This is a genomic window from Fibrobacter sp. (assembly GCA_024398965.1).
GTDB lineage: Bacteria > Fibrobacterota > Fibrobacteria > Fibrobacterales > Fibrobacteraceae > Fibrobacter.
In genome coordinates, this window is the sequence record JAKSIF010000071.1 from 1 (window position 1) to 9,598 (window position 9,598).

Consider the following 9,598-nt stretch of genomic DNA (forward strand, 5'->3'; position numbering starts at 1 on the left):
GCATGCAAAACAACCGCAGCGAAGCTGCGAAAACCATAATTTGTACATTGTACATAAAGGATACACCAAAAACTTTCACGATTACACCAATATGAACGAAACACGTATTAGACCCGTTGATGTGGCTGAGGAAATGTCGAGGAGCTTCCTCGACTACTCCATGTCAGTTATTATTTCTCGCGCGTTGCCTGATGCTCGTGATGGCTTGAAGCCGTCGCAGCGCCGCGTGCTGTACGCCATGCACGAGCTGGGCCTGGTGCCCAACAAGGGCACGGTGAAGTGCGGCCGTATCGTGGGTGACACCATCGGTAAGTACCACCCGCACGGCGACTCCTCCGCGTACGGCACGCTGGTGAACATGGCGCAGAACTGGTACATGCGAGATGTGCTGGTCATCGGCCAGGGCAACTTCGGCTCCCCGGAAGGCGACCCGCCCGCCGCCTACCGATACACGGAGGCCAAGCTCTCCCCCATGGGCATGGCGCTCATGGACGATCTGGAGAAGGACACCGTGGACTTCCAGCCGAACTACGACAGCTCCACCACGGAGCCGGTGGTGTTCCCCTCCGCGTTCCCGAACCTGCTGGTGAACGGCGGCACGGGCATCGCCGTGGGCATGGCCACCAACATGGCCCCGCACAACCTGGGCGAGGTGGTGGACGGCATCTGCGCGTACATCGACAATCCCCACATCACCCCTGACGAGCTGCGCGCCTACATCAAGGGCCCGGATTTCCCCACCGGAGGATACATCCTCGGCAGCAAGGGAATCGACTCCTACTTCCGCACCGGGCGCGGCAGCGTGCTCATGCGCGGCAAGATGGAGGTGGTCACCAACGAGAACGGCCGCGAGTACATCCACATCTCCGACATGCCCTACGGCGTGAACCGCGCCGTCCTCCAGGAGCGTATCGCCGAGCTGGTGCGCGACAAGGTCATCAACGACATCGCCGGCATGCGCGACCTCACGGACTACGTGGAGGTGGAGCTCAAGCGCGACGCCCGCCCGCAGGTGGTCATCAACCAGCTCTACAAGCTCACCAGCCTGGAGACCAGCTTCTCCATCAACATGCTGGCCATCCATGAGAACCGCCCGAAGGTGCTCACGCTGCGCGATGCCATCAACTTCTACGTGGAGCACCGCCGCGAGGTGGTGGTGCGCCGCACGCGCTTCCTCCTCGGCAAGGCCGAGGACCGCGCGGAGATTTTGGAGGCCTACCTCATCGCCCTCGCCAACCTGGACGAGTTCATCCGCATCATCCGCGACTCCAAGAACCGCGAGGAGGCCCGCCAGCGCCTGATGGCGTTCAAGTACTCCGCGAAGCTCGCCGAGGGGCTCGGCATCCTCATCCGCAGCCAGCCCTCCGTGCAGGGCGAGAACTACGTGTTCACCGAGCGACAGGTCAACGCCATCCTGGAGCTCCGCCTCTACCAGCTCACCGCGCTGGAGAACGACAAGATCACGGACGAGTACAAGGCCCTGCTGGCGCAGATCGAGGACTACCTGGACATCCTGGCCAACGAGTCCCGCGTGCTCGGCATCGTCAAGGACGAGCTGCGCACCATCAAGGAGAAGTACGCTACCCCGCGCCTCACCCAGATCATCCCGTACGAGGGCGACCGCGCCATCGAGGACCTCATCCCCAACGACGCCATGATCGTCACCATCTCCCACAGCGGGTACATCAAGCGCACCCGCACGGACGAGTACCGCCTGCAGGGACGCGGCGGCAAGGGCGTGAAGGCCGCCACCACCAAGAGCAAGAAGGACCGCGCCGACTTCATCGAGCACCTCTTCGCCGCACAGAACCACGACTACATCATGTTCTTCACCAACACCGGCCGCGTGTACGTGGAGCGCGTGTACAACATTGACGAGGGTTCACGCAGCGCGCAGGGCCGCTCCATCAAGAACCTTCTGGATTTGCAGGCGGACGAGCGCATCGTCTCCACCCTGCGCCTGGAGCGCAAGGTGGACGAGAAGGGCAACGACATCACCTTCGCAGAGGGTTCCGGCAACGTGGTGTTCGCCACCAAGGACGGCACCGTGAAGAAGACCGCACTCAACGACTTCGTCAACTACCGCAAGGCCGGCATCATCGCCATCAACCTGGAGGAGGGCAACACCCTCGTCAACGTGGTGCTCACCAGCGGTGAGGACGAGGTCGTCCTCGTCTCCCACAACGGCATGAGCATCCGCTTCAAGGAGGACGACATGCGCACCCAGGGCCGCAACACCATCGGCGTGCGCGGCATGCGCCTCCGCGAGGGCGACTACGTCGTCTCCCTCTCCGTGGTCAACCCGCAGGCACACCTCTTGGTGGTCTCCGAGAAGGGCCTCGGCAAGCGCACCGGGTTCGACGAGTACCGCCTCCAGACCCGCGGCGGCATCGGTATCAAGACCATGAACTGCACCGACAAGACCGGCCTTGTGGTCTCCGCCACCTCCGTCACCGATGAGGACGAGCTCATGATTGTCACCTCCAGCGGCCAATCCGTCCGCATCAAGGTGAACACCATCCGAGAGACCGGCCGCGCTGCACAGGGCGTGAAGCTCATCACCCTCAACGATGCCAAGGAATCCATCCAGGAAATCACCCTCGTCATCCCCGATGACGATGACGACGACGATGAATCCACGGACGAGGATTCCGAGACCGGGGACACCGAATCCCCCGCCGAGGAATAACCTCCATTCCCATTCATCAACCAAAAGGCGGCACCGTTACCGGTGCCGCCCTTTTCATCATCAGGTGCGGGTATGCAAAAAGCTCCCGATGGCCGACAGGGGGACCTTGCGGAATCCGCTAAGGCTATCCCAGCCAAGGGGAGCTGGCGCACATTCTCGCGCACTCCGCGCAGATGTCAACGGCAAAGAGAATGGGTGGGGCTCCCGCGCCTTACTCGGTCTAGCCAAGATGACAACGGGAACACCCACCCACACCCGCAATGTACCACATCCTTTACCTATATGCAACCCTGGCGCTCTCCCGCTGTGGGCAGAGTCCAGTGTTGAGAAATTTCTGATTCCTAATATTCGCGTTCTTCGAGCATCTCCAGGCGCTCCCGCAACGTTGGCTTCCGAGGCGAGTCGTTCAACAGGCTGATGAGGCTGAATGTGGTGTGCTGCATATCCGGCAACTCGCGAAACGCGAACGTGCGCCCGGCATCGTTCACCCGCTTGAGCTTTTCGATGGCCTCGTGCGCGGAGAGCCCCGCATTGCGCAGGAGCATGTAGAGGTGGTAGTACTCGTTCTTGATGTCGGTGGCAAAGATGCCCGGGTCGTCCGATCCCATGCAGATGTTCATATCCGCATCACCTTCCACCGCATAGTCCTTCACTTTCAGCCAGCGCAGCACGTGGTGTTCCTGGATGTGCCGAATCTGCCCGATGCGCAGGTTGCTCACAGGTAGGGTTTCAATCACCACATCCCGCTCGGCAATGAGGTGCTGCACACGCTGCTGCAACTGCAACAGCTCCTGCACACTCAGGAAATCGCTCTTCACCTCGATGCTTTCTTCTTGGGCCAGACGGCAGTCTCGGTTGTCATTCCAATGCCGATACAACAGTGCCGGCATCGGCCCGTGATGCTCCTTCCTTTTATCTAATGTTTCACGTTCTGCCTCTTGGAAGCGACTGACGGATGGAACTTTGTCCAGCCAATTGTTTACATGTGCAGGCACGAATTGCCTCATTTCAAAAAATTGGCTCAGGGTGTGGATGGAGTTGTACTGCAGGTTTTCTGAGGGGAACTGCTTGGGGGGTGAAGCGAAAATGAGCCCTGCCACCCGCAGAGCTTCGCTTTCTGCCTTCGCTGCGGCCGCGGGATTGCATTCATGTAGAAGTTTCCACACCAGTATCATGTCCAGCAGCCATTCTCGCCTGGTCATTATCAGCCTGCCGGGCATGGATTCAAGCCATTCCTCCGGGTGTATTCCCACGGAAATGCCGTGCCCGATTCGGTTCCCGTTGCGCAGGTCGAGAAAGGTGACGGCTTCGTACACGGCGCGTATGCCGCTGATAAGGTGCAGGAAATCCTCTCCGCAATGGTATGTTTTGTGGGAAATATTGCTTTCCTGTTCAAACAGCCGGTAGGCAGGCGCGAACACTTCCGGCGGCATGTTCAGTTCCGAGTTGGCCGCATCAATCGCTACCGGGATGCGGTGCGTCATCCTGAGGTGGCGTGCATCCTGGGCCAACTTGTAGGCATCTTCCATGTATTGGCTCCGTTTCGGTTCGTACAGGTCCGAGAAAATATAGCCCTTGTTTTCATTAAGGGGTTTGAGGGATTTCTTGATCATATGGGCCACCAGAACCAGTTGCGAATTGCACGGGGCACTTTGAAATTTGTCCCCATGTATGCGCTGTTTTTCCCCTTGCATGTCCAGCCATCGCCGTTCCGCCTCCGCAAAGAATTTTACGTATGAATATTTGTTTTTTCTGAGGCTCCCCGGAGTGACACGCACCTCTAAAATGTTCTTTCCCTTGGCTTCCGCGGCTTTCAGCAATTTGTAAAAGGTGTCCTTGTAATAGTCGGGACTGCCCACCGAGAGTTTTGCGTGGTCGTTGCTGACGGAAAATGCCTCGAACCCCTTGCGGTTTTCCGTGTGGTAGTTGAGGCAGATGTGCTCGTTTTGCATCAGGAGGTACAGGTGCAGATAGTTTTCCAGCCTCTCTTTGTACGGGAAGGTGCTTCTTGGTTCAAGGAGAGAGAAAGCCCTCATCCACATCATCATTTCTTGTTTCAAGCGCGCCTGGCGGTCCATCGGCACGTTTATCGTATGTTTGGGAGCTGGAAAAAAACTGGGGTTCAGGGAATATCGCAAGAGGTAGCGCTGCATGTCTTTGGTCATGCCTTCAAGCGTTGCGTAGCCATGATGTCCCTCGGTCCACCATTCTTCCATTTGGATTGCCGCTTCCCTCAACCCCTTGGCCAGTTTCATGCGGTTGGCCAAGATGGAGGGGCATAGTTGAGGATTGACGCTGGCGTAGAGTTCCTTGATTTTTGCTTCTTTGAATTCCTTGGTTTCCCGCTTGAGAAATTGGGGAATGGCATACAGATCGTGCAGCCATTCTTCTTCCGGGTAGCAGCAGCCGTTGAGGTGCAGATGCGTTTCGTTAAGCCCCTCCTCCCTGATGAAATCCGCCACCATCGGTTCCTTGGGATGTGCCAGGAAATAATCCTCGGGACAATGGTGTTGATGCAGCATGTACAGCTTGACCGGCAGCGTCGTCATCCTTGCCCGGATATTCTGCCAGCGGTCGAAGTGGGGAGACTTGCCGTATTTTTCCGATGATGCATCCCCACATCCCGTGCTCTCTCCCTGTTTTTTTATGTATAGCCGCCCGTTCTGTATTTCAAGGTAGGCATTGGCTATCAGCCTGAGCGACGTTAACAGGTTGATGCGGCCGTTCGTCTTGTCGTGACCGCCTTGTTCCTCGTACTGAGCCCACCGCCGCTCGAATACGTGCCCGGGCCGCGTGGGATCGCGCTGCGCAAACGCGGTCCCCGCCCACAGCTTCCAGTCAACCGGCTTGCCGGGCTTTTCCAGCCATTGGTTCAGCGCAAGTGGATTGGCCAGAACATATATGGGTACTGTACTCAGGATGGAGGACATTAATCGCTCGATTTGAATGTTTTGAAGTTTTTGCAATCATTTTCCGCCTTGCTATACATCTTCTTCACTTGTTCCAATTCATTTATCGTGGCAATTGCAATATCCTTAGTTTCATTTGCATATTTCTCTGATATGCTATATTTCAGTTTGGCTGTTTCATAATCAACGTGGGCTTTGTAATCTATTTTATAGAATTCATCAAGACGTTCTTTTATGCTTGACAGTTCTTTGTCTTTCAGTACCCTGTCCCTGGATATTTCTGTTTTTTTAATTGTATGAATTGATATATTTGAACGCACATCATCAAGAGTATGTTGATATTTCTTTCTATTTTCCAGTGCAAGCGGATATGCATCTTTTGGTAGTTTCCCCTTTTCTTCCTGTTGTAGCTGTCGAATTTCCCTTTTTATAGCATCAATGGCAGCTTGATGTTCATGCTTGGCACTTTCAATCCTTGTTTTATATTTATGTTGAAGGTGTTGTTGGATATATTCCATCATGATTGAATATTCTGGAAAATCAACGCTATCTCCGTTCATGACCCGTTCTATGCGGTCAATGCTTTGTTGGATTTGTTTCAAGTGCTGTTCTATTTCACTTTCTTTTCTCTTGTAATTGAGAATATCTTGCTGCAAATGCAATTCTTCATCTAAGAGCCGCTTGCATGCTGATTCAATTTCCTGTTGTTTCTCTAAATTTGTAAGAATGGCGTCTTGAATGCGTTTGTATTTGGTTTCCATTTCTATCATTTGCTTTCGCGCCTCCTCTTGTTCCTTTTGTGCAGAGGAGAATTGGGACTGCGCCTTTTCGGTGTCGCTTTTCAATCTAGAAACTTTTTCAGCTAGAACATCTCGTTTGAGTTTGTATTGATGATATTTTTCCTTAAACTTGAAGTTAATGAACATGCCGATGTTCGCTTTGTCAAGATTTGTTTTGAGGATTGACGGATGCTCCAATGAGGCTTTGAGCGCTTTCCATAAAGGGAAAGAACTTATGCACTCGAAAAGAGAAAGGCCTGTCTCTGTGGAGAAATAGCCCGCAGCATGCTCGACTGCTTCCATATAGTGCAAGAGTATCGATGATGGTTTGTAAGGTGAAATAATATCCTCGGAATCGTTTGATCTATCAAAAGCAAGCTTGCTGCAGGCTCCTTGGAAAGCGCCCCAGGCATTGGAGAATTCCGTTGAAGAGGATACGTATGAACATGAAAAATACTGCTTTAGCCAGTTGTACATTTTTTCAACTATCTTGGATGATGTATCACATTTGTATGTATGTGTGATGCGTTGAACCGGAAGCTCCGTCTTGTCCCTGCTGGAGATTTCCGAGAGGCGTGCGCTTCGCGTATTGGCATAATGCCTGCTGCGCCGATATGAGCTAGAAATGCCTGGTGTTTGATGTGCCACGCTTCCCTTCGTCATTCTGATTGATATCTCGTTTTTAATTTTTTCCACTTGCTCTTCAGAATTGCCTTTTGCTGCGAGATTGGTCGGATCGGTGAATTTTTCGTAGCCAAAATCCAGCCACTCAGCTATATTCATCAAGAGATGATATATGGAAATATGGTAATATGAATTGTCTATGTTATCTATCCTACAGAGGGATGTGTTGATGGCGGCGGTTGCCAATTTGTCATCGTCATTTTCGAATTTTTCTCTGTTTAAGATCGTATTTGCCAATGATTTGAACCCCCTCCGCTCGTCTTGTCCTATTTCATTGTCTTGCGCACAGTCATCATTAAGCAGACAAATGACGCCCAGGTTAAATAAGAGTGGATCAGCTGAGTTTGGTGCCACAGCTGCGCATGCAAGATCTGCCCAGAAACCGCGCTGCTGCGCATTTGTCAACTCAAGGCACGAATTTAGAAATTCATGGGCTTCCCTTTCATACGTAACGTAAATATATTCTTCTTTTACTCTTTGCCAAAGAGGGAAACATGCGCACCAATACTTGATTTTCATGCTCAAAGACATAGAGGATTGGCTAACTCCTCCGGCCAGGCAAAGCGCTACTTGTCTTGACTTTGTTTCCCCTTCGTTCGCCTGCATGGACAAATCGGCCTGCCAAAGACCAGCTCGAGCATGGTATTTCAAGATGGTTTTTTGCAGGATCCTTATATCTTTTGTTCCAATTTGAGAGCGGTTTACATTATGTTCTATGAGTGACAGCTGAAAAATTTCTTGGATTCCTTTCCATGTGTATATAGCTGCTTCAGGCGTATTGTTTTCGAGAGAGTTCTTTACAAGATACCGGAGAAGAAAAAGCACTGAACGCAATGGAAGAAGCATTATTGTATCAATTGTACCTTCTTCTACTTTTATTTTTAAATATGTCACTAACGTGCTAATAATATCTTGGTCTTTTTCTTGATTGTCTTTGTTGTTTTGGGAAATATGTATATTAATTATACGATTTTCGTCAACAATGGTTTTTAGGGATGAAGTACGTATTCTGTTATCAACTGGGAATAACTTCATGAGATATTGCTCTTCTATGCTGTCCAATAATTGATTGCGATTATCTTCTCGCTGGGAGTCATACCTTAGCTGCTTTACGTGGAAGTTTTGAAGTTGCATGCCCCTTACGATTTGCGAATACAGTTGCATGTCCCCGGCGAACAGGAAAATTAGCCTTGGGCTATGCATGTATTTGCGGATATATTCAAGAATATCCTCGCATTTGCTGAAATTCAAGTCGGCATCGTCTATCGTAATCAGAAACACGTCCGTGTTGACAATCTGCGCCAAGTCGTCAACTAATGAAGAGAATTTTTCGCGCATAGTTGAACTGTCGGCGCACTTTTCTATGCAGTTTTCCAAAAAGAACTCCGGAGTCTCGTTCCTTTTCAAAATTTCCTCTGAATCCATTAGCATCTGCAGGCCGCCGGACATGTCGCGGATAGTGGATAACGCTGTTCGTATCTTGTCTAACAATGAGTCTCTCCCATTGCTCTGCTTGATTCTGTCTTGAAGTTGTAAATATATTTTGCCCAACAGATAGATGAAGAAGTTTTCTCCTTTGCCCAGTTCTGTTGGATCGACATCTGCAAGGGAGAAAATCTGAATTTCCGATTCCTTATTGGTGTCGTGATTACTGCTAATCAAATTATGCTTGACAGCTCTCAAGAGCGTTGATTTCCCTGAGCCTCTGGGCCCGTCAATGAAAAAGCAGTTGGGCGTGCCCTGAGAGTCATCATCTGCTTCATTGGAGTTACAATTATCCTTTAATTTTAGTTTCTTTATGTTGCTGCCAGCCTTTTTGCGTATATTCTTAACCATGCGGACACACTCATCATAGAAAATCAATTTCCCTTCGCCAAGGGGCTTTGTGCTATCTAGTGCATCGAGATCAATGGTGATGGTTGAAGGCGCGGCTATGTTTTCTTTTTGGTTTTCGTCTTTGTTATCGTTTTTGTTTTCGTTCATGGCTTTGTTGAGAATGTTGGGTGATTAATGCAATTTTCGCCTTGGATTGATGTGTATGGTTCAATTCAAGTACAGCTTGGCGTATTCGATGAGTTCATCTGCGTGCTTGTAGAGGTCGAGCACGGAATCCATGGGGATGCGCTTTTCGTTGCGCTCCTTGTCCAGGAGGATGAGGGTGGTTTGGGTGTTGGTGAAGAGGAAGCGGCAGAGGGGCTTGCGGACGTTGTGGTCCAGCAGCACGCCGCAGTAGCTGCGCGTGTCCTTCAGGAAAACGCGCTTGGGGTCCACCACCTGGGCCAGGATGGCGCGCACGATGCGGAAGCCTTCCAGCTCCTCCTCCGTGGTGACGATGCCGTCGTCCTTGTCGTCGGGGCTTTCCGGGGAATCGTCGGTCTGCTGCGGCTCCTGGGGTTCGGGCGGGTTGACGCCATCGATGGCGTTTTGGAGGCGTTTGCTGACGATGGCGTTGACCCACTCGCGGAAGGCTTGGCTGACGAGCGTGTTGAACTGGGCCTTGCGGTCCGGGGTGAGCATGCCGGAGTATATCTGTTTGG

The 9,598-nt window shown here is 51.9% G+C and carries 4 protein-coding genes; 1 reads left to right on the forward strand and 3 read right to left on the reverse strand.

Going from position 1 to position 9,598, the window contains the following annotated elements; all coding sequences use genetic code 11:
* The first annotated feature begins 160 nt into the window (after positions 1 to 160).
* Positions 161 to 2,689 (forward strand): DNA gyrase subunit A, encoded by a 2,529-nt coding sequence (gene gyrA, locus MJZ26_13850; GenBank protein MCQ2106862.1) that lies wholly within the window; start codon positions 161 to 163, stop codon positions 2,687 to 2,689.
* A 341-nt stretch (positions 2,690 to 3,030) separates the two neighbouring features.
* Here the strand turns inward: gyrA and MJZ26_13855 are convergent, their stop codons facing one another.
* The 3 genes from MJZ26_13855 to MJZ26_13865 form a co-directional block, all read right to left on the reverse strand.
* Positions 3,031 to 5,619 carry a hypothetical protein gene (locus tag MJZ26_13855; protein ID MCQ2106863.1) on the reverse strand — a complete coding sequence of 863 codons (2,589 nt, stop codon included), beginning with the start codon at positions 5,617 to 5,619 and terminating at the stop codon, positions 3,031 to 3,033.
* Complete coding sequence (locus tag MJZ26_13860) at positions 5,619 to 9,044, reverse strand: hypothetical protein (protein ID MCQ2106864.1); 3,426 nt, start codon at positions 9,042 to 9,044, stop codon at positions 5,619 to 5,621. Before MJZ26_13860 ends, MJZ26_13855 begins: the two co-directional genes overlap by 1 nt.
* A gap of 60 nt (positions 9,045 to 9,104) precedes the next feature.
* On the reverse strand, positions 9,105 to 9,598 hold a 494-nt coding region (locus MJZ26_13865), incomplete at its 5' end, for a hypothetical protein (protein ID MCQ2106865.1).

What these genes read in the sequence shown, in the direction of transcription:
- gyrA (MCQ2106862.1), top strand. Translation starts at nt 161, where the DNA reads ATGTCAGTTATTATTTCTCGCGCGTTGCCTGATGCTCGTGATGGCTTG.
- MJZ26_13855 (MCQ2106863.1), bottom strand. Translation starts at nt 5,619, where the DNA reads ATGTCCTCCATCCTGAGTACAGTACCCATATATGTTCTGGCCAATCCA.
- MJZ26_13860 (MCQ2106864.1), bottom strand. Translation starts at nt 9,044, where the DNA reads ATGAACGAAAACAAAAACGATAACAAAGACGAAAACCAAAAAGAAAAC.